We start from the raw sequence: 19,869 nt of genomic DNA, 5'->3' as shown, positions 1-19,869 counted from the left end.
CCTTAACTAAACTTTTGTGCTAAAATTACATTGTACCCGGCAGAAGCCAGTGTACAAATTTATGATAGGAGGACTAATTTTTATGGTTAAATTTAAAGAAACCACGAGCATTTCGCTCAAGAAGACAGTAGAGCTGAATCCACACCATCATTCAGCCGTTCAAAAAGCTAATGTTGGTTCAACTTACATTTATTGCCTTCAGTTGAGAAACAAGCAAGAAGACACCTACGTCGTACGCGGTAAAACTGGTGATATGACTGAGACCATCTTACACTTGAGTGATGTCGCTGCAGGCCACACGCAAACTTGGGAATATGCTGATATGGCGAACAAATGGTTTATCGGTGTCAAGAAATATGAAAGGAAAGGGACTGATATCAAATGGGACAAGCAAATTGCCCGTGTTGATATCAAGGCACAAAAAGGAAGCCACAGCAGTCATTTAGATTTTCCGCGTTTGGCTTACCTCAACCGCGCCGGCAGTCATCCATATCCCGGGGAGAATTTTGTCAGAGCAGAAGCCGCCGTATCACCAAACCATCAAAAGTTTCTCTTAGCAACCATCGATGCTTCTGGCAACGGCTACTTCACAATCTACTCTCTGAGTACAATTAACAAGGCTTTGGACCAAGTTGCCTCACTTAGCGATGGCAATAACTACGTTAATATGGGAAACATCGCCTATCTTGAGTCGTTCTACTACCCTAACTTAAGCAGCTTAATCAATTCCTACCAAGGCTTTGATATGGATGATTACGGCAACATCTATATCTCTAGTCAAAAAGCTCCAGATATTAATTCTGATACCGGTGAATTTACATCCCACCACAAGCAGATCATCAAGATTCCAGCCAACAAGCGCTCCTTTGCAGATCAGTGGATCAGCGTCAACTTGAGTGATTGGGGAAAAATCGACCACAAGGGCTATCACACTGAAGTCGAAGGCTTGCAAGTCATTGGTGAAGACCATGTTTATCTCACCGTTGCCTATCACGATAAAGAAAAATATAAAAAAGATGGAAAAACGCTCTACAAGTCCGTTACCAAGTACAACAATCTCTACGAAATTTCCTGGTAGACACTAATTAACTAACTTTCCTGATTCGTTAATTTTGCCAAGAACAGAAAGGCACTCATCATTTGATGAGTGCCTTTTTCTTAACGGTTATAACTTGCAACAAAAAAGGCAGCCTCGCGGCTGCCCCAGATTAGCTAACTTTCCTGATTCTCTAATCTGCTACTAATTGTATCACAACTATCTTAAACTTCCCAGTCCAGGAACTGGTCTATACAAAGTTGTTGCTTTGTTCGTGAATCAACCGTTTTCCTAGCCACTAAAAAATTTTTTCTCCAAATTTGTCCAAAAAAGCGAATATTCGCCTATCTATTCTCTTGCTTTTTTCCAAACTAAATGCTATCTTTAATACATAATCGTTCGTCTATGAAAAAGAAAAGAAGAAAAAGAAAGAAGTAATTTCGCTATGCGCTTTAATTACAAGAAATTGGTTGCCGCTGGGGCAGCCACTCTGTCAGTTGCTGCTGTATTGACTGCCTGCTCCGGCAAGAAGTCCAACACCTCCGTCAACAAGGACACCAAGCACGGTATCGCCTTGATCACTGACGGTAACGGTGTCGACGATCACTCCTTCAACCAAGCTGCCTGGTCTGGTTTCAAGGACTACGGCAAGGAACACGGCCTCAAGCAAGGCAAGGGCGGTTACCAGTACTTTGAATCATCATCTGCTGCTGACTTCACCCCTAACCTGACTCAAGCTGCTCAAGCCGGCTACCAAACCATTTTCGGCGTTGGCTACATGCTGACTGACTCAGTTAAAGCCGCATCCAAGAAGTACCCTAAGAAGAACTTCGTCATCATCGACTCTGTCGTAACTGGCCGCAAGAACGTTGCTTCCGTCGGCTTCAAGAGCAACGAAGCTTCCTACCTTGGCGGTCTGGCTGCTGCCTACACCACCAAGAGCAACAAGGTCGGCTTCATCGGCGGGGCCAAGTCCAGCGTCCTGGAACTCTTCGAAGCCGGCTTCAAGCAAGGTGTCAAGGATGGTGCCAAGGCCTTAGGCAAGAAGATCACCGTTTACGACCAATACATCGGTAACTTCACCTCAACCGACAAGGCCAAGTCAATCGCCCAGTCAATGTACACTGACGGCGCTGACATCATCTACCAAGCTGCCGGCAACGCCGGTAACGGTGTCTTCACCGAAGCCAAGACCCGCAACAAGGCAACTACGGCTGCCAAGAAGGTCTGGGTCATCGGTGTCGACGTTGACCAGTCAAACCTGGGCAACTACACTTCAAAAGACGGCAAGAAGGCCAACTTCACGCTGACCTCCGTATTAAAGGGGCTGCGTTTCGCATGCAAGGACATCGCTGACAAAGCCTACAAGGGCAAATTCCCTGGCGGTAAGGTAATTTCCTACGGCTTAGCTCACGATGGCGTCTCTGTCACTAAGGGGAACCTTGATGCCAAGACCTGGAAGGCAGTTCAAGCTGCCCGCAAGCAGATCCTGGCTGGCAAAATTAAAGTTGCAACTACTCCAAGTAAGTAGCACAATATATAGTAGTCAATCTGAAACACTCCGCATATTTACGGAGTGTTTTTTGTAAAAGTAATACAGAAAGTTTTGTCATATGGAAAAAGAGATCAAAAACATCATTGAGATGCGCCATATCGTGAAAGACTTTAACGGTTTTAAGGCCAACAACGATATCAACCTCACGCTCCGCAAGGGCGAAATCCTGGCGCTTCTTGGCGAAAACGGCGCCGGCAAGTCTACTTTAATGAGTATTCTTTCCGGCCTGCTCGAACCAACCTCTGGCGAAATCTACGTGCGGGGCGAGAAAGTCAACATCTCCGGCCCAAACGTCGCTACCAGCCTGGGGATCGGGATGGTGCACCAGCACTTTATGCTGGCCCAGGCCTTCACTGTCCTGGAAAACATCATTTTAGGCCACGAAACCACTAAGGGCCTGGCCTTGGACTTCAAGACCGCCAGAGAAAAGATCCTGGCCCTTTCCAAGCAATACGGCCTGGCCATCGACCCTGACGCTAAGATTTCCGACATCACCGTCGCTCAGCAGCAAAGAGTTGAAATCCTGAAGGTCCTTTACCGCGGGGCCGACATCTTGATCTTCGACGAACCAACTGCCGTTTTGACGCCGCAGGAAATCACTGAATTCATCAAGATCATGAAGAACCTGGCCAAGGAAGGCAAGTCCATCATCTTGATCACCCACAAGCTGAAGGAAATCAAGGAAAGTGCCGACCGGGTCACTGTCATCCGGGCTGGTAAGTCCATCCAAACCGTCAACGTCGCTGACGCGGATGACGAACAATTGGCCGAAATGATGGTTGGCCACCATGTTAACTTTAAGCTGGACAAGGCTCCCCTCAATCTGGGCAAAAATATCCTGGAAGTCAAGGACCTGCACGTCAACGAAGACCGGGGGACCGAAGCAGTCAAGGGTCTCTCCTTCACTATCCGCAGCGGGGAAATCCTTGGTCTGGCCGGGATCGACGGCAACGGCCAGGACGAACTGGTCGAAGCCATCACTGGCCTGCGCCATGTTGAAGGCGGCCAGGTCGTCATCAACGGCCAGGACCTGACCAACAAGCCAGTCCGCCAAATTACTGAAGCCGGCGTCGGCCACATCCCTGCCGACCGGCAAAAGTACGGCTTGATCCTGCAATTGCCTTTGTCTGAAAACATGGCCATCCAGACCTACTACAAGGAGCCTTACTCCAAGCACGGGATCATGAACGAAAAGGCCATCCGGGAACACGCCCGGGAACTGATCAAGAAGTTCGACGTCCGCACGACCAGCGAACAATTGCCGGCCAGTGACCTGTCCGGTGGTAACCAGCAAAAGGCCATCATCGCCCGGGAACTTGACCGGGACGCTGACTTGATCATTGCCTTCCAGCCAACCCGGGGCCTGGACGTCGGGGCCATCGAATACATCCACAGCCAGCTGCTGAAGCAAAGAGACGCCGGCAAGGCCGTTCTCCTTGTTTCCTACGAACTTGACGAAATCCTGCAGCTGTCTGACCGGATCGTCGTCCTGCACGACGGGGCCGAATCAGGTGAAGTCAAGCCTGACCAGACTAGTGAAACTGAACTCGGTTTGCTTATGACCGGGAAGAATACCAAGAAGGAGGCTGCCGCTAATGATTAAGGTGAGCCCTAAAGCCAAGCGGCTTTTAGTGCCGATCGTTTCTGTTATTGCCGGCTTTTTAGTCGGGGCCATCATCATGCTGGTCTGGAGCTATGACCCATTCCAGGCCTACAGCTCAATGTTTGAAAGTGCCCTGGGCTCAGCCAACGGGATCGGGGAAACCATCCGGAACGCCACCCCGTTGATCTTTATCGCCATCGGCTTCCAGATCTCTTCAGCCGCTGGCTTCTTCAACATCGGCCTGCCGGGCCAGGCGCAAGCTGGCTGGCTGACCGCTATCTGGATCGGCCTGGCCTTCAAGAGCCTGCCGGTCTACATCCTCTTGCCATTTGAAATCATCGCCGGGATCATTGCCGGTGCCTTGGTTGCCGGGATTGCCGGCTGGCTGCGGGCCTACTTCGGAACCAACGAAGTTATCTCAACCATCATGCTTAACTATACCGTCCTCTACCTCTGCCAATACCTGCACCAGGACGTCATGAACAAGAACCTCCGCGTTGACACCGACACTACCAAGACCATCGGGGCCAACGGCAGCCTGCGGATTCCGTGGCTGAGCGAAATGTTCGGCGACTCCCGGATCAGCGGCGGTATCTTCCTGGCCATCATTGCCCTGGTTCTCTTCTGGTTCTTGATGAAGAAGACCACGGTCGGCTTTGAAATCAAGGCAGTTGGTTTGAACCCATTCGCCAGCCGTTACGCCGGCATGAGCGACAAGAAGAACATCATCATCTCCATGCTCCTGTCAGGGGCCTTCTGTGGCCTGGGCGGTGTTGTACAAGGTCTGGGTACTTACCAGAACTACTTCACCCAAACGACTACCTTGGACATCGGCTGGGACGGCATGTCCGTTGCCCTTTTGGGCGGCATGAGTGCCATCGGCATCTTGCTGGCTTCCCTGCTCTTCTCCATCTTGAAGATCGGTGGCCTGGGGATGCAGACGGCAGCCGGGATTCCATTTGAAATCGTTTCTATCGTCATCGCTGCCATTATCTTCTTCGTAGCCATCAGCTGGGCTGTCGGCCTCCTTTTCAAGGAAAAGAAGTCTGACAAGACCGCGACCTATATTGCCACGGCGGAAACCGCCAGCCGGCAAGCCGCTAGTGACCAGCAAAAAGGAGGGGAAGCATAATGAACTTCGTGACTGTTTTAGCCTTAATCGTTTCATCAACTTTAGTTTATTCAGCTCCCTTGATTTTCACCGCTTTGGGCGGGACCTTCAGTGAAAACTCAGGGATCGTCAACGTTGGTTTGGAAGGGATCATGACCATGGGGGCCTTCACCTCCATCGTCTTCAACTTGAGCTTCGCCTCAACCTTCGGCGCCGCTACTCCATGGCTGGGTGCCCTCTTGGGCGGGGTTGTCGGGATCATCTTCTCCCTGCTGCACGCCGTTGCCACGATCAACTGGCGGGCTGACCACGTTATTTCCGGGACGGTCTTGAACTTGATGGCACCGCCATTGGCCGTCTTCCTGGTCAAGGCCATCTACAACAAGGGGCAGACCGAAAACATCAACCAAAACTTCGGCTACTTCTCCTTCCCTGGCCTGGCCAACATCCCGGTTATCGGGCCGGTCTTCTTCAAGAACACTTCAGCTCCAGCCTGGGTGGCCATCGTCTTGTCCATCTTCCTCTACTGGGTACTGTACAAGACCCGCTTTGGCCTGCGCCTGCGGTCCAGCGGTGAAAACCCGCAAGCTGCCGACACTTTGGGGATCAACGTCTACAAGATGCGTTACGCCGGCGTCTTGATCTCCGGTTTCCTCGGCGGGATCGGCGGGGCCGTCTTCGCTGAAGCAATTGCCGGGAACTTCTCAGTTTCCACTATTGCCGGGCAAGGTTTCATGGCCCTGGCTGCCATGATCTTCGGCCGCTACAACCCAATCGGCGCTATGCTGTCCTCCCTCTTCTTTGGCTTTGCTCAAAGCTTGAGTATCATCGGGGACCAGATTCCAGGCATTTCTAGCCTGCCATCCGTTTACCTGCAGATCGCGCCTTACGTCTTGACGATCATCGTTCTGGTGGTCTTCTTCGGCAAGACCGTCGGGCCAGCTGCCGACGGGCAGAACTACATCAAGTCGAAATAATGAAAACAGGGCAAAAGCCCTGTTTTTTACTGACATTTTTTCCGAAAAAATGTTAAAGTAGATTAATGACAAGTTTTTAGAACAAGCTTTGTGGAGCTTAGTTCACTAGAATTTAAAACTGAGTAGCAACTCCGTTTCTAGCCGAATTCAAAGACCCTTTTCCGGTCGCGAATTCGCGGAAGCGGAGTTTTTTATTGGAGGTAATAATTTAATGGAAGCTCATGAAAAAGTTGCCCCTTCCGTGATCTGGTCGATCATCGGGACCGCGGGCGTGGCCTGCAGCGGGGTTTTGGTCGAAACGTCAATGAACGTGACCTTCCCAACCCTGATGAAGGTCTTCAACCAGTCCTTGAACAACGTGCAGTGGATTACCACTGCCTACCTGCTGGCCGTTACCTTGACGATTGTCCTGGCTGCCTACCTGCAGCGCAGCTTCAAGTTCAAGAGCCTGGTCATCGCCGCGGGCACGGCCTCTGTCATCGGCGGGGTGATCTGCATGCTGTCCAATACCTTGTCGGTCATGCTGCTGGGCCGGGTCATTCAAGGGATCGGGACGGGGATTTCCATGCCCCTGCTCTTCTCAATCATCATGCTGGAGGTTCCCCGGGCCAAGCAAGGCTCTTTCGTCGGGACAGCAGGCATGATCGTTGCCCTGGCCCCGTCACTTGGGCCAACCTACGGGGGGATCTGCCTGTCAGCTCTTAACTGGCGGTTCAACTTTATCTTTACCCTGCCGATCACCATCATCTTCTGCATTATCGCGGCCTGCTTCATGAGCGACAACGAGGCTCACCGGAATCATTTCAACTTCAGCGAATACCTCTTGATCGTCCTGGCCCTGGTTGCCTTGACCCTAGCCGTCAACAACCTCAGCTCCGGCTTTGCCAGTCCGCTGGTTTGGGGCGGGCTTTTGGTCACGGTCATTTCCTTTGTCATCTTCTTCAAGCTGGCCAAGCAGGAAGGCAAGGCCCACATCATTAATATTGCCGTTTTGAAAAATATCAGCTTTAACCTGGGCCTGCTGATCTACACTTTCCTGCAGTTCATCCAGATCAGCCTGACCTTTGTCATCCCTAACCTGGCGCAATTGGGTCTGAAGACCAGTGCCTTGACCAGCGGGATGCTCCTGCTCCTGGGCAGCCTCTTGTCCGCCTTCTTCGGGCCGGTAATGGGCCGGCTCTTGGACAGCCAGGGCTTCAAGAAGCTCTTCTTAATCGGCAGCATCCTGGCCATGGCCGGCATTCTGCTCTACATCATTTTTGCCCAAAAGCTCTCCATTGCCTTGATCGTGATCTTCCACGTCATGTTCATGACCGGCTTCAGCATGATGTACAACAACTCTATGACCATCGGCCTGCAGCAGCTGGAAGTCATGCACATCGCCGACGGCAACGCCCTCTTCAACATGCTGCAGCAGTATTCTGGCTCAATTGGGACCGCGGCCATGTCCGTGATCATTGCCATCGCCGGCAGTCCTTACCAGGGCCAGAGCAAGCAGGTAGTGATGGGGTCACAAGCCGCCTTCATCGTCCTCTTCGTCTTCACCCTCTTGATTTTTGCCTGCGTCTTGAGCTTGATCAAGCGCGACAAGCAAGGTCTGGTCAAAAACTAAAGCAAACGAAAAGCCTTACTCCGCACGCGGGAGCAAGGCTTTTTTCAGATCTTAAAAAGCAAAGTTGCCAGCAGGCGCAAAAGCGCGAAGGCCGCGAAGACCCAGATGCCGTCTTTGATCCCGCCTAAGTAGCGGCGCTGGTAAAGAGTCATCCCAGCAGCTGCGGCAAAGAGCAGGATAAGGGATACGGCCGCCAGCCAGCTGCCCGGCCAGTAGATCAAGTGGATCACAAACAGGCAGGCCAGGTAAGGCCAGGACCACTTGAGCCGCAACAGGGTAAACTGCTTCCGGCTCAAGTGCCGGGTCAGCAAGAGCGGCTCAATCCCGGCCAGATCCAGCCGCGGCAGCATGACGCTGACCCAGTCAAAGAAGAGCAAGTCTCCTGACAAGATCTGGTCTCTGACGGCATAGGTGTAATAGCCTGTGTTCGCCAGATCCAGGCTGCTCCCCTTCAGTTCAACGAAATGCTTTCTGGCCAGAACCAGAATCGCTGCCGTCAAAACAGCGTAAATAAAATAAGCGATATTCTTTTTATTTTTCATGCAGTTACACTCTTTTCTTTCCCAACATTCTTACAAACTGCATGATAGTGCTCTCTTTAGCCGCTGTCAACCACCATCCGTTTATTTATCAGCTTTCTGCGGGAATTTTGCTTCCTGTATGCAAAAAACTAAATGCTTTCCAAAGGCTGCTTATGTTTGGGTGGCAGGTAGTCCCGGTCCAAGGCCGCCAGTTCTTCAGCCGTCAAGACCAGGTCATCAGCGGCCAGGTTGGCCCGCATGTGGGCAACTGAGCCAGCCTTGGGGATGGATAAGACCTGCCCGGTCCGCATGGTCCAGGCCAGCAATACCTGGTGGACAGACACGCCCCGTTTGTCCGCGATCTGCTTTAAGCTGGGTTTAACCGGGATGGATTGCCCGTCGCCGGAGTTAAAAGGCGAGTAGCCGATAAAGGCGATGCCGTGCTGCTTTTGCCAAGGCAGGAGGTCATATTCAACGCCCCGCTTGTCGATATTATAGAGATCTTCATTGGCAAAAACTGCCCCTTCCCCAGCGATATCTACCAGCTCTTGCATGTCAGCCGTATCGAAGTTGGAGACGCCCCAGTGGCGGATCAGGCCAGCTTTTTGCAAATCCTGCAGGCCCTTGACGGTTTCTGCCAAAGGATAGTCGCTCTTCCAGTGCAAAAGATACAGGTCCAGATAGTCTGTCCCCAGCCGCTTCAAGCTGGCGGCCAGGCTTTTTTTCTGCTCTTGGGGGCTGGCGTGCCAGGGGTAGAACTTGGAGATGAGGAAGAGCTGGCTCCGGTCCAGGTCCTTAATAGCTGCACCGACCAGGCTTTCGGCCCGCCCTTCCCCGTACATTTCAGCGGTGTCGATCACGTTGACCCCAGCAGACAAGCCATACCTTATGGCCGCGGTTTCCTCCTCCCGCTTGCCGGCATTTTCTCCCATGTTCCAGGTGCCCAGGCCCAGCTGGCTTAGTTTTTCTCCTTTGACGGTCATGTATTTCATGCTCTTGCCTCCATATATTTCCTATTTTTCTGCTTTGCTTTATTGTTTCTTTCTATTTCTTTTTCCCTCTAAGCATAGTACAAGGGCGGCCATTTTTTTGAAAAAAGCACTTGGATTTTAGCAAGTTTTATTGGTCTATACCTTGACAAAAAATCTCCGCGGAACTAAAATGGACTATACCAATATGAGTGAGTAAAAAATCAAGGAGTCGTGATCATCATGAAAGTTATTGTTGTGAAAAACGCCAGTGAATTAGGCAAGCAGGCCTTTGACCTTTTGGCAAAGGCAGTTGGCGAAGGGGCAAAGACCTTGGGCTTGGCAACCGGGTCTTCACCGGTTGAGCTCTACCAGGAAATGGTGGCCAGCCAGCTCGACTTCAGTCAAATGACCAGCGTCAACTTGGATGAATACGTTGGCCTCAGCCCGGAAAATCCGCAAAGCTACCACTACTTCATGAACCAGCATCTCTTCCAGTACAAGCCATTCAAGCAGTCCTACCTGCCGGACGGCCAGGCAAAGGACATCCAGGCAGAGTGCGGCCGCTACAATCAGGTTTTAGCGGAAAACCCGGTAGACTTGCAGGTCTTAGGGATCGGGCAGAACGGACACATCGCCTTCAACGAACCAGGCACGCCCTTTGACAGCGTTACTCATGAAGTGGCTTTGACGGAAAGCACGATCAAGGCCAACGCCCGCTTCTTCGACAGCATTGATGAAGTGCCAAAGAGCGCCATCTGCATGGGGATTGCCAATATCATGGCGGCTAAGGAGATCATCCTTTTGGCCAAGGGAGAAAGCAAGGCTAAGGCTATTCAGGCCATGGTTGAAGGGCCAGTAACTACGGATGTCCCAGCCAGCGTCCTGCAAAAGCACCCGAACGTGACCGTGATTGCCGACCAGGCAGCCGCCAGCTTGCTTAAATAAGAAGTAAAACAGGAGGCTAATTAATTTACTTCGTAATTACAAAATACTAAAATGTAATTACGAGGTGATGGTAATGCAACATTCAATTGGGACGTCTAAACTGTTTAAATCCGGAAATTCGTATGGTTTCAGAGTGACAAAGCACGACAAGGAATTATTGTCTGCCAACGCTGGAGATGTTTTTGATAAAGAAATATCTCCCGATGGTCAAACAATTACTTTTAAAAAGAGAAAAAAGGTTAGTCCTGAAACACTTGCTTTAATTGATAAACTGTTTGACGAAAATCGCGAATTGATGGAGCGGCTGAAAGACGAATGAAATACTTAAGCGCTGAAGAGATAGTAGCGGTTAATAAACGAGTTCTAGAAAGACTAGGGCAGAAAGCAACAGACTTGCAATACCCTCAAGGTTTGTCTGTCGTAGTTGAGCAACCTCAGATGGTTGTTTTTGGCACAGAACTTTACCCGACTATTTGGCTGAAAGCTGCCTACATCATGCAAAAAATAACCAAGAAATATATTTTTGAAGATGGAAATAAACGCACGGCGTATATTAGTACGCTCTTATTTCTCCACAGAAATGGCTACCAATTAAGATTAACTACAGATGAAGCTGAAGCTCTGATCTTACAAATAACATTGTCAGACGATACTGAAGACGAAATGAAGAAAATTGCAACAGTTCTGGAAAGAAACAGCCTGGCTATTATTGATTGATCCGTTTTAAAGACTGTAAGCGAAAAGAAATGATGATATAATGGATAAGAGATATAGTTAACTTGCATAGCATTGGGAGTGATGAAAATGCCTTGGTTTACAATCATGACGGTCATCGTAGTCATTTTAGCAGTCTTTGGCCTAATTGCTTTGGCCAAGTATCTGATCAACTACTCTAAAAAAGGCCGCTAAACAGCATACGCAAAAGGATCTGCCTCAACAGAAGGCAGATATGACCCCCGAAATTAGGACACTAATTTCGGGGGTTATTTTCATGACTAAATACACTAAAGAAATCAAACTTGCTATCTACCACGAATGGGTAGACGACCACAGAAGAGGCACCTACCTCAGCCGAAAATATGGGATGTAGCGTGGAAGAATCCAATATTTGGTAGACTTGATCCAAAAGCATGGCGAAGCCATTTTGGATCGCCCTCAACAGAAATATACTGCTGATTTCAAGCTCGCTGCCATTGATAGAATTCTGCTAGGCGGTGAAGCTCTTAGCCAGGTTTCCTTAGACTTAGGGCTTACGAATCAAGGAATTCTTGCAAATTGGCTTCGCTCTTTCAAAGAAAACGGGTATACTGTCATTACCAAGAAGAAAGGTAGACCACCCAAGAATGCCCAAAAGCAAGGACAAACAGCGGATCAAAGAATTGGAAGAGCAGGTAAAGAGGCTTACAGTCGAGCTTGCATACATAAAAAAATTGGAGGCCTTAATTCAAGAACGGAAGAGCCAAGAAAAGAAGAATTAGCTCATGCAATCAATGAATTAAGGCAAGAATTGCGGCTTAGCGTTAAGTACATTATCGACGTTATCAATGCCAACCCTGGATTGCCTCATATCTCAAGAAGTAACTACTACTACCAAACCCATAAGCTTGATAAGGATTCTGGTAATCAGAAACTGATGGATAAAATCAAAGAGATCTTTCTTGAACACAGACAGCGCTATGGGTACCGGCGAATCTACGGACAGCTTCGCCGGGAAGACTATGAGGTCAACCATAAGAAGGTGCAGAGGCTCATGCAAAAGATGGGCTTGTTCGCCATCTCAATCCGCAAGAAACGCAAATACAGCAGCTATTACGGCGTTCAAGGCAAAATCAAGCCGCTCTGGCTAACAGAGGGATTGATCAGAGTATGTCCAGGTTGGGTAATTCTCTTGATGACGGCTTAATGGAAGGCTTCTTCGGCATTCTTAAGCGGGAGCAAGAACATAAATACACGGACTTAAATGAGCTTGAGCAAGCTATTCACAAATACATCGATTACTACAACAACGTGAGAATCAAGACAGGACGAAAAAACATGACCCCGATTGAATATCGGAATCATGTTTTAACAGCCTTAACGGCGTAATACTAAATTGTCCCAATTTTGGGGGTCACATCAATTTCTCGGAATTGTCTTTTGTTTTTTCTTTCTTTTCGTTTGGACCATTTTCGTTTTACCTCCTTTCCTAATAATTCATCCACTGGCCTTAGTGTTACTTGTTCGAAAAGTAATATAGATCACTGACTGTCTTTGGATTATTTCTATGATTTTAAGTTCTTCTACATTCTCGTACCTCTGAGAATTATTATATCACGCCCCACCGAACAGAATACGAACAAAAGGTAAAGAATTGATTTATTCTGTCAAAAGCAACAGTATGGACTAATTTGACTCAAAATCCTCCATCATATGAAAAAATCTTTTTGGACAAAAAGCTTGCTAAGGCACTATATCTTGCAATAAACTATTAGAGCAACGTAGATCTAGTATAGTATGAATAGAAAGAGTGTGATCACCGTTATTGTCTTAAGTGGCCCAATTGGAGCCGGCAAATCCAGTTTAACCAGTATCCTCGCCAAGCACCTTGGCTCAACAGCATATTATGAAGAGGTCAACAACAATCCGGTTCTGCCTTTGTACTACAAAGACATGAAGCGGTACACCTTCCTCTTGAACACCTACTTCCTGAACAAGCGGCTGGCTGAAATCAACGCTGCCGCCGGCAACCACAACGACGTTTTAGACCGGTCCATCTATGAAGACCTGCTCTTCTTCAACATGAACGTCGACAGCGGTGTGGCCGACCCGACTGAATACCAAATCTACCACGATTTGATGGACAACATGATGGAAGACGTGCCAGGCAATCCGCGCAAGAAGCCGGACCTCCTGATCTACATCCACGTCTCCCTTGACACCATGCTCAAGCGGATCGGCAAGCGGGGCCGGGAGTTCGAACAGCTCGACTCCGACCCGGGCTTGAAGGAATACTACCAGAACCTCCTGCGCTACTACGAGCCCTGGTATGAACAATATGACGTTTCACCAAAGATGATGATCGATGGTGACAAGTACGACTTTGTCGACAACATCGATGACCAGGATCTGGTTCTGGACATCATCGACAACAAGCTGCGCGAAATCGGTAATTTATAGTTAGTTGTTAGAAGGAACGTGATGACCGTTATTGTATTAAGTGGGCCCGTTGGAGCCGGTAAATCCAGCCTAACCGCAATTCTTTCCAAATATCTGGGGACCAAGCCTTTCTACGAAAGCGTCGACGACAACCCTGTCCTCCCGCTTTTCTACAAGGACCCCCTCAAGTACACCTACCTGCTGCAGCTCTTCTTCTTGAACACGCGCTTCCACAGCATTAAAAAAGCCCTCAGCGACGACAACAACGTCCTGGACCGGTCCATCTATGAAGATTCTCTTTTCTTCCATATGAATGCGGACATCGGCCGAGCCAATGACCTGGAAGTCCAGACCTACGATGAGCTGCTGGAAAGCATGATGAAGGAACTGGAGCGGATGCCTAAGCGCCATCCTGACCTCCTGGTCCACATCAATGTTTCCTATGAAACAATGATCAGCCGGATCCAGAAGCGGGGCCGGTCCTATGAGCAGCTCAGCTTCGACCCGACCCTGGAAGACTACTACAAGCGGATGCTCCGCTACTATGAGAAGTGGTACGACGACTACGACTACTCACCAAAGATGATGATCGACGGCGACCACTACGACTTCATGGCCAGCGAAAGCGACCGGACCGAAGTCCTGGACCAGATCACCCAGAAGCTCAAGCAGGTCGGCAAGCTGCCAAAGAACTGGCATGCTGGTGAGATTGCCACTGAATCAATTGAATTTTCTTCTTAAAAAGCTCCCCAAGCGGGGGCTTTTTTATTTAGGTCAAATTCCTTGTTTAGTTATTTTTTGGCCACTCAGAATGAATTATCTTAATTATTTTTGGGTTCTCACTTTAAAAAGGAAATTGGTACCGGTTGCTTTTGGCCGAAGATGAGCTGCATAAAATGAACCGTTTCTTAAAAACGTGATACAATATTGACAATCTGTTTTTTTAGCGAAAGAATTTATTTATGAAAAAGGGTGAAAAGATAATATGCATTTAAAGAAACTTCGCAAACTTCTCCTGCTACCGGTCAGCCTGCTGATCGCCGCGCTGTTCTTAACGGCGCCAAAGGCCCAGGCTGCCAGCAAGAAGACTTACATCATCGGTACCGACCAAACTTTCAAGCCCTTTGAAATCCAAGACAAGGATGGTACCTACAATGGCAAGAACCCGGGGATCGACATCGAAATCCTCCGGGAAATCGCCAAGCACGAAAAGTTCAAGTACGAGCTGAAGATCATGTCCTTCAACGCCGACGTCCAGGCCCTGCAGTCTGGCCAGATCGATGGGATGATCGCCGGCATGAGCGTGACCAGCGAAAGAAAGAAGACCATCGACTTCAGCAACTCCTACTACACTGACGGGGTCTGCCTGGCCGTGGCCAAGGACAGCAAGATCACCAGCTTAAAGGACCTCAAGGGCAAGACGGTCAACGTCAAAACCGGGACTACTTCTGCCATCTACGCCAAGTCCGTCCAGAAGAAGTACGGCTTCAAGCTGAAGTACTACACCAACTCCAACACTTCCTGGGCTGACGTCAAGGCCGGCAACGCTGACGCCTGCTTCGACGACGGTCCGTCCCTACGCTACGGGATTGCCAACGGGACTGGCCTGCGCATCGTCGGCAAGCAAGTGGCCAACGCCCCTCTGGCTTTTGCCGTCAAGAAGGGCAAGAACCAGGAACTCCTCAAGATGTTCAACGACGGTCTGGCCTGGCTGAAGAAGACTGGCCGCTTAAAGAAGATCGTCAACAAGTACACCAGCAAGAAGGCTGTTAAGAGCCAAGTCGTAACTGATACTTCAATTTTTGGCTTGATCAAGGACAACGCCGGTGCTCTTCTGCAGGGTCTGTGGATGACCATCGAACTCTCAATCGTCGGCATCCTGGCCGCCCTGGTCTTCGGTTTGATCCTCGGGATCATGGGGATTGCTGAGCACAAGTTCTGGCATGGCCTGGCCAACGTAATCATCTACATCTTCCGCGGGATCCCAATGATGGTTCTGGCCTTCTTCATCTACATCGGCATGCCGACCCTGCTGGGCCACAAGCTGCCCCTCTTTACTGCCGGCATTCTGACCTTGATGCTGGACGAAGGGGCCTATATCGGGGCTATCGTCCGCGGGGGCTTCGAATCAGTTGACGTGGGCCAGTGGGAAGCTGCCCGGTCCCTGGGTCTGCCTTACTACAAGGCCCTGTGGAAGGTTGTTGCCCCGCAAGGCTTCAAGCTGATGATTCCATCCCTGGTCAACCAGTTCATCATCACTCTTAAGGACACTTCCATCCTTTCCGCCATCGGGGTCATGGACCTGACGCAAACTGGTACCACCTTGATTGCCCAGAACTTCCAGGGCTTCAAGATGTGGCTGATCATCGCCGTAATGTACCTGATCATCATCACCCTGCTTACTTGGCTGTCCAACTACATTCAAAAGAAGATGCAACATTAGTTAAAAGGAGGCTTTTTCCATGGAAGAAAAATACAAGGTTCAGGTAACTGACCTGCACAAGAGCTACGATGGCGTTCACGAAGTCATCAAGGGCGCCAACTTGAACGTCCTGCCCAGCGAAGTAGTCTGCATCATCGGTCCCTCCGGCTCCGGGAAGAGCACCTTCCTGCGCTGCATCAACAAGCTGGAAGAATTCCAAAAGGGCCACATCCTCGTCGACGGGGCCGACCTGGCTGACCCCAAGGCCGACATCAACAAGATCCGGGAAAACATCGGCATGGTCTTCCAGCACTTCAACCTCTTCCCGAACATGACCGTTTTGGAAAACATCACCCTGGCTCCGGTCGAACTGGGCAAGATGGACAAGGAAACGGCCATCAAGGAAGCCCACAAGTACCTGCAGATGGTCAACATGGACGACAAGGCCGACGTCAAGCCGACCACCCTGTCCGGTGGCCAGCAGCAGCGGGTAGCCATCGCCCGGGCCCTGGCCATGAAGCCGGACGTCATGCTTTTTGACGAACCGACCAGTGCCCTGGACCCGGAAATGGTCGGCGACGTTTTGAACGTCATGAAGCAATTGGCCCAAGAAGGGATGACCATGATCGTGGTGACCCACGAAATGGGCTTTGCCAAGCAGGTGGCCGACAAGGTTGCCTTCTTCTACGGCGGCGTGATCAAGGAACTGGGTACTCCAGAAGAAATCTTCGACCACCCGCAGGAAGAAGAAACCAAGAACTTCTTGAACAAGGTTTTGAATATCTAAGCTGAGTTTAGATTTTTTAAAAACAAGTGGAAAATTAAAAGGAAAGCGCTTGAGTTGCCATGCCCAAGCGCTTTTTAGCCCCTTCATTCAGCGGAAGCATACTTTATAATCACTGATAAAATTATGATTCGTATTTACATCCAAGTTATTCCGTGATAAGGTAGAAATATCCCCCTCTGCCGAGGGAAATTCCGAACAATATCTATTGGAGGATCAAATGGAATTTATTAACAAGTATTTCGAGCTCGATAAGCTCGGTTCAAACCCTAAGCGGGAGTTCATCGCCGGTCTGACAACCTTCTTCGCGATGTGCTACATCCTTTTCGTCAACCCTAGCGTCTTGGGCGCCAGCGGGATGGACAAGGGCGCGGTCTTCACGGCAACTGCCCTGGCCAGCGCGCTTGGCTGTTTGATCATGGGTATTTTTGCCAACTACCCGATCGCTACTGCCCCGTCTTTGGGTCTTAACGCCTTCTTCGCCTACACTGTCTGCATCGGCATGAAGGTGAAGTGGCAGACTGCCCTGGCTGCTGTTTTCGTGGCCTCAATCATCTTCATTTTGATTACTGTCTTCAAGCTGCGGGAACTGATCGTTGACAGCATCCCTAACGACCTGAAATTTGCCATCTCCGCCGGGATCGGGATCTTCATCGCCTTCCTGGGCCTGCAAAACGGCAAGCTGGTCGTCAACAGTGCTTCTACTCTGGTAACTATCGGTTCCTTCAAGGACCCGGCTGCCTGGGTAACCATCTTCGGTTTGCTGGTCACCATCTTCTTGATGATCCGGCGGGTTCCAGGCGCGATCTTCATCGGGATCGTCCTGTCATCCATCTTCAGCATTATCGTTGGCCAAAGCAAGATGCCAACTTCTGTCGTTTCCCTGGCGCCAAGCTTGAAGCCAAGCTTCGGCCAAGCCATCTTCCACCTGGGCGACATCAACACGGTGCAGATGTGGACGGTCGTTTTGACCTTCCTCTTGGTGGCCTTCTTTGACACCACCGGTACCTTGATCGGTCTGGCTCACCAGGCTGGCCTGGTTGACAAGGACGGCAAGATGCCAAGAATCGGCAAGGCCATGGCGGCTGACTCAACGGCCATGATGGCTGGTTCCATCATCGGTACTTCACCGGTTGGCGCCTACGTTGAATCTTCATCCGGGATCGCTGCCGGCGGCCGGTCAGGTCTGACTGCCGTTTGGGTTGGTATCTTCTTCCTTTTGTCCATGTTCTTCAGCCCGCTTTTGAGCGTGGTAACGACTACGGTTACGGCCCCAGCCTTGATCATCGTCGGCGTTTTGATGGCGGCCAACCTGGCCAAGATCTCCTGGGACAAGCTGGAAATCGCTGTTCCAGCCTTCCTGATCGTGATCGGCATGGGCTTAACCTACTCCATCGCTGACGGGATGGCCCTGGGCTTGATCGTTTACCCGATCTCCATGACTGCTGCCAAGCGGACCAAGGAAGTCAGCCCAATGATGTGGATCCTGGCTGTAGTCTTCGTGATCTACTTCTTGATCTTGAACGTCTAAACGACAACAATAACAATTTTTGCCAAGCTAAAAAGCCTCGACTGCTGTCGAGGCTTTTTCTTATGCATTTTCAGCTTTACTCTTTGGCTTCCTGCAGGCTGGCCATCTTGTCATAGACCAGACCCCGCTGGTTTTCGTCGATTTCCAAGACTAAAAGGTCGCCGGCTAGCAGCTGGGTATTCCCGTCGGGGATAATGTCCTTTTGCCCCCGGTGGATGACTCTGACCAGGGTCCGGTCCGGCCAGGCGATTTCCTTAACCTGGTGGTCAGCCAGTTGGCTGCCTTCATAAATAGAAACGGTCAGCTGGTCTGCTTCACCGACATAGTCGTTGTCTTCTTTGGTCTGCATCCGGCCGGCCAGGCTTTCATAGATCGGCACCCCGCCCAGCAGTTCGTTGACGACATAAGCAGCAACTGAAACCACGGCCAAAGGCATGAGGTGCAGCAGTGACCCGACCATTTCCGCGATCAGCATGATGGCGGTAAAAGGCGAGCGGACGATGGCTGAAAAAAGCCCAGCCATGGAAAAAATGATCAAGTTGACGACTAATTTTTGGTCCAAAAGGCCCAGGTCAACCATGAACTGGCCATAAACTGCCCCTAAGAGGGCCCCCATGGTCAAGATCGGCAGGAAGATCCCGCCCGGCAGGCCAGAATCGTAAGACACGATGGAAAAACTGATCCGCAAGAGGAAGATCAAGACCAGGACATTTACGGCATGAATTTGGTTCAAGCTCAAAATCAAGTTGTTGCCCCCGCCGACATAGCCCGGGAAGTAGTACATGACCGGCACTAAGATAAGGGCCGGGATGATCCCGTGCAGCCAGCGCGGAAGGACAGTGATTTTTTGATAGACATGGCTGAAATTGAGCAGGCCCCACTGGTAGAAGCGGCCGATCAAGCCCAAAAAAGCCCCCAATAAGAGCAGCTGCCAGTACTGAAGGATGGGGAAACTGTGCTTGTAGTCGATCGCTAAGACTGGAGTCTGGCCAAAGACATTGGAAACCACGAAGTTGGCCATGATAGCTCCGGCTAAAGCGTTCAGCCAGACCCGGGGAGAAAAGTTGTGAAAGACTTCTTCAACGATGAACATGGCCCCGCCCAAAGGCGCGCCGAAGGCCGCGGACAAGCCGCTGGCCGCCCCGGTTGCCAGGAGGACCCGGGAGTCGCTTTTCGAGGCCTTGAAGCCCTGGGCTACCCCCTGGCCGACCGTTGAGCCCAATTGGATTGATGGACCTTCCCGGCCTAAAAAGAGGCCAGACCCGATCGACAGAACCCCGCCGATGAACTTCCGCCAAAGGATCGGCCACCAGGCCAGTTGCAGCTTGCCCTGCAGCTGGAGTTCTACTTCAGGGATCCCGGACCCGCCGGCATGGGGCTGCTGCTTGACTAAGAAGCCGGCTACAATCACGCTGACCAGAACGCCCCCAGCTAAGAGCCACAAGAGGGTTGGGTTAGCGTGCGCTGCCTGGTAGCCCTTTTGCCACATGGCCAGGGTTTGCCCGATCAGCCAGCGGAAGCTGCCGACAACGATGCCAGCCACCAGGCCCACGACCAGGGCTTCAAATAATAAGCGCAGGTTGGATTTGCGCGTTTGTCTGTCTTCACTCTCCATATATTGTTTGCCCACCTTTTTTTGCATATAAAAACAGCATAAACCTTTTAG

The 19,869-nt window shown here is 50.5% G+C and carries 17 protein-coding genes and 1 pseudogene; 15 read left to right on the top strand and 3 right to left on the bottom strand.

The genetic code is table 11. From position 1 onward, the window contains the following. The first annotated feature begins 82 nt into the window (after positions 1-82). The 6 genes from ACYVUV_RS11055 to ACYVUV_RS11030 all read left to right on the top strand — a co-directional run bounded on the left by ACYVUV_RS11055 (position 83) and on the right by ACYVUV_RS11030 (position 7,894). A complete protein-coding gene (locus ACYVUV_RS11055) occupies positions 83-1,078 on the top strand; it encodes a helveticin J family class III bacteriocin (protein WP_484499358.1) in 996 nt (331 codons plus the stop codon). 403 nt (positions 1,079-1,481) lie between these two features. Further along, positions 1,482-2,567, top strand: a complete 1,086-nt coding sequence (locus ACYVUV_RS11050) for a BMP family lipoprotein (RefSeq protein ID WP_439775207.1) — start codon at positions 1,482-1,484, stop codon at positions 2,565-2,567. 82 nt (positions 2,568-2,649) lie between these two features. Beyond that, entirely contained in the window at positions 2,650-4,194 is a 1,545-nt protein-coding gene (locus ACYVUV_RS11045) for an ABC transporter ATP-binding protein (RefSeq protein WP_439775208.1), read from the top strand. After that, on the top strand, positions 4,187-5,326 hold the full coding sequence (locus ACYVUV_RS11040) for an ABC transporter permease (protein ID WP_439775209.1): 1,140 nt from the start codon (positions 4,187-4,189) through the stop codon (positions 5,324-5,326). The genes ACYVUV_RS11045 and ACYVUV_RS11040 overlap by 8 nt, the downstream gene beginning before the upstream one ends. Beyond that, a complete protein-coding gene (locus ACYVUV_RS11035; RefSeq protein WP_439775210.1) occupies positions 5,326-6,282 on the top strand; it encodes an ABC transporter permease in 957 nt (318 codons plus the stop codon). The genes ACYVUV_RS11040 and ACYVUV_RS11035 overlap by 1 nt, the downstream gene beginning before the upstream one ends. 211 nt (positions 6,283-6,493) lie before the next feature. Beyond that, positions 6,494-7,894 carry an MFS transporter gene (locus ACYVUV_RS11030; protein WP_484499357.1) on the top strand — a complete coding sequence of 467 codons (1,401 nt, stop codon included), beginning with the start codon at positions 6,494-6,496 and terminating at the stop codon, positions 7,892-7,894. 44 nt (positions 7,895-7,938) lie between these two features. Here the strand turns inward: ACYVUV_RS11030 and ACYVUV_RS11025 are convergent, their stop codons facing one another. Beyond that, on the bottom strand, positions 7,939-8,436 hold the full coding sequence (locus ACYVUV_RS11025; protein ID WP_439775212.1) for a hypothetical protein: 498 nt from the start codon (positions 8,434-8,436) through the stop codon (positions 7,939-7,941). A gap of 128 nt (positions 8,437-8,564) precedes the next feature. Next, positions 8,565-9,407, bottom strand: a complete 843-nt coding sequence (locus ACYVUV_RS11020; protein WP_439775213.1) for an aldo/keto reductase — start codon at positions 9,405-9,407, stop codon at positions 8,565-8,567. Positions 9,408-9,626: 219 nt separating this feature from the next. Here ACYVUV_RS11020 and nagB point away from each other — a divergent pair, with 219 nt between their 5' ends. The 9 genes and pseudogenes from nagB (at position 9,627) to ACYVUV_RS10975 (ending at position 18,203) form a co-directional block, all read left to right on the top strand. Further along, entirely contained in the window at positions 9,627-10,331 is a 705-nt protein-coding gene (gene nagB / locus ACYVUV_RS11015) for a glucosamine-6-phosphate deaminase (protein ID WP_439775214.1), read from the top strand. Between the two features lie 73 nt (positions 10,332-10,404). Then, positions 10,405-10,650 (top strand): AbrB/MazE/SpoVT family DNA-binding domain-containing protein, encoded by a 246-nt coding sequence (locus ACYVUV_RS11010; RefSeq protein WP_302188485.1) that lies wholly within the window; start codon positions 10,405-10,407, stop codon positions 10,648-10,650. Further along, the gene (locus ACYVUV_RS11005) at positions 10,647-11,048 is read left to right on the top strand and encodes a type II toxin-antitoxin system death-on-curing family toxin (protein WP_439775215.1); all 402 of its coding nucleotides are present in this window, start codon (positions 10,647-10,649) and stop codon (positions 11,046-11,048) included. The genes ACYVUV_RS11010 and ACYVUV_RS11005 overlap by 4 nt, the downstream gene beginning before the upstream one ends. Before the next feature lie 391 nt (positions 11,049-11,439). Then, a pseudogene (locus ACYVUV_RS11000) lies at positions 11,440-12,416 on the top strand (IS3 family transposase). A gap of 423 nt (positions 12,417-12,839) precedes the next feature. Next, complete coding sequence (locus ACYVUV_RS10995) at positions 12,840-13,487, top strand: deoxynucleoside kinase (RefSeq protein WP_260268679.1); 648 nt, start codon at positions 12,840-12,842, stop codon at positions 13,485-13,487. Positions 13,488-13,508: 21 nt separating this feature from the next. Beyond that, positions 13,509-14,207, top strand: a complete 699-nt coding sequence (locus ACYVUV_RS10990) for a deoxynucleoside kinase (RefSeq protein WP_270448896.1) — start codon at positions 13,509-13,511, stop codon at positions 14,205-14,207. 244 nt (positions 14,208-14,451) lie between these two features. Further along, entirely contained in the window at positions 14,452-15,909 is a 1,458-nt protein-coding gene (locus tag ACYVUV_RS10985; RefSeq protein ID WP_439774827.1) for an ABC transporter substrate-binding protein/permease, read from the top strand. 19 nt (positions 15,910-15,928) lie between these two features. Next, positions 15,929-16,675: an amino acid ABC transporter ATP-binding protein gene (locus tag ACYVUV_RS10980; protein ID WP_439774828.1), complete on the top strand. Its 747-nt coding sequence runs from the start codon at positions 15,929-15,931 to the stop codon at positions 16,673-16,675. Positions 16,676-16,892: 217 nt separating this feature from the next. Beyond that, positions 16,893-18,203, top strand: coding sequence for an NCS2 family permease (locus ACYVUV_RS10975; protein WP_439774829.1), 1,311 nt, complete (start codon positions 16,893-16,895; stop codon positions 18,201-18,203). Between the two features lie 76 nt (positions 18,204-18,279). Here ACYVUV_RS10975 and ACYVUV_RS10970 read toward each other — a convergent pair whose 3' ends face one another. Beyond that, positions 18,280-19,818: a ClC family H(+)/Cl(-) exchange transporter gene (locus ACYVUV_RS10970; RefSeq protein ID WP_439774830.1), complete on the bottom strand. Its 1,539-nt coding sequence runs from the start codon at positions 19,816-19,818 to the stop codon at positions 18,280-18,282. Between the last annotated feature and the right edge of the window lie 51 nt (positions 19,819-19,869).

The sequence above is a fragment of the Lactobacillus sp. WILCCON 0149 genome, assembly GCF_057197965.1.
The sequence above is the reverse complement of the archived record's forward strand: the minus strand, read 5'-3'. Positions and strand labels throughout refer to the sequence as shown.

What these genes read in the sequence shown, in the direction of transcription:
- ACYVUV_RS11055 (WP_484499358.1), top strand. Translation starts at nt 83, where the DNA reads ATGGTTAAATTTAAAGAAACCACGAGCATTTCGCTCAAGAAGACAGTA.
- ACYVUV_RS11050 (WP_439775207.1), top strand. Translation starts at nt 1,482, where the DNA reads ATGCGCTTTAATTACAAGAAATTGGTTGCCGCTGGGGCAGCCACTCTG.
- ACYVUV_RS11045 (WP_439775208.1), top strand. Translation starts at nt 2,650, where the DNA reads ATGGAAAAAGAGATCAAAAACATCATTGAGATGCGCCATATCGTGAAA.
- ACYVUV_RS11040 (WP_439775209.1), top strand. Translation starts at nt 4,187, where the DNA reads ATGATTAAGGTGAGCCCTAAAGCCAAGCGGCTTTTAGTGCCGATCGTT.
- ACYVUV_RS11035 (WP_439775210.1), top strand. Translation starts at nt 5,326, where the DNA reads ATGAACTTCGTGACTGTTTTAGCCTTAATCGTTTCATCAACTTTAGTT.
- ACYVUV_RS11030 (WP_484499357.1), top strand. Translation starts at nt 6,494, where the DNA reads ATGGAAGCTCATGAAAAAGTTGCCCCTTCCGTGATCTGGTCGATCATC.
- ACYVUV_RS11025 (WP_439775212.1), bottom strand. Translation starts at nt 8,436, where the DNA reads ATGAAAAATAAAAAGAATATCGCTTATTTTATTTACGCTGTTTTGACG.
- ACYVUV_RS11020 (WP_439775213.1), bottom strand. Translation starts at nt 9,407, where the DNA reads ATGAAATACATGACCGTCAAAGGAGAAAAACTAAGCCAGCTGGGCCTG.
- nagB (WP_439775214.1), top strand. Translation starts at nt 9,627, where the DNA reads ATGAAAGTTATTGTTGTGAAAAACGCCAGTGAATTAGGCAAGCAGGCC.
- ACYVUV_RS11010 (WP_302188485.1), top strand. Translation starts at nt 10,405, where the DNA reads ATGCAACATTCAATTGGGACGTCTAAACTGTTTAAATCCGGAAATTCG.
- ACYVUV_RS11005 (WP_439775215.1), top strand. Translation starts at nt 10,647, where the DNA reads ATGAAATACTTAAGCGCTGAAGAGATAGTAGCGGTTAATAAACGAGTT.
- ACYVUV_RS10990 (WP_270448896.1), top strand. Translation starts at nt 13,509, where the DNA reads ATGACCGTTATTGTATTAAGTGGGCCCGTTGGAGCCGGTAAATCCAGC.
- ACYVUV_RS10985 (WP_439774827.1), top strand. Translation starts at nt 14,452, where the DNA reads ATGCATTTAAAGAAACTTCGCAAACTTCTCCTGCTACCGGTCAGCCTG.
- ACYVUV_RS10980 (WP_439774828.1), top strand. Translation starts at nt 15,929, where the DNA reads ATGGAAGAAAAATACAAGGTTCAGGTAACTGACCTGCACAAGAGCTAC.
- ACYVUV_RS10975 (WP_439774829.1), top strand. Translation starts at nt 16,893, where the DNA reads ATGGAATTTATTAACAAGTATTTCGAGCTCGATAAGCTCGGTTCAAAC.
- ACYVUV_RS10970 (WP_439774830.1), bottom strand. Translation starts at nt 19,818, where the DNA reads ATGGAGAGTGAAGACAGACAAACGCGCAAATCCAACCTGCGCTTATTA.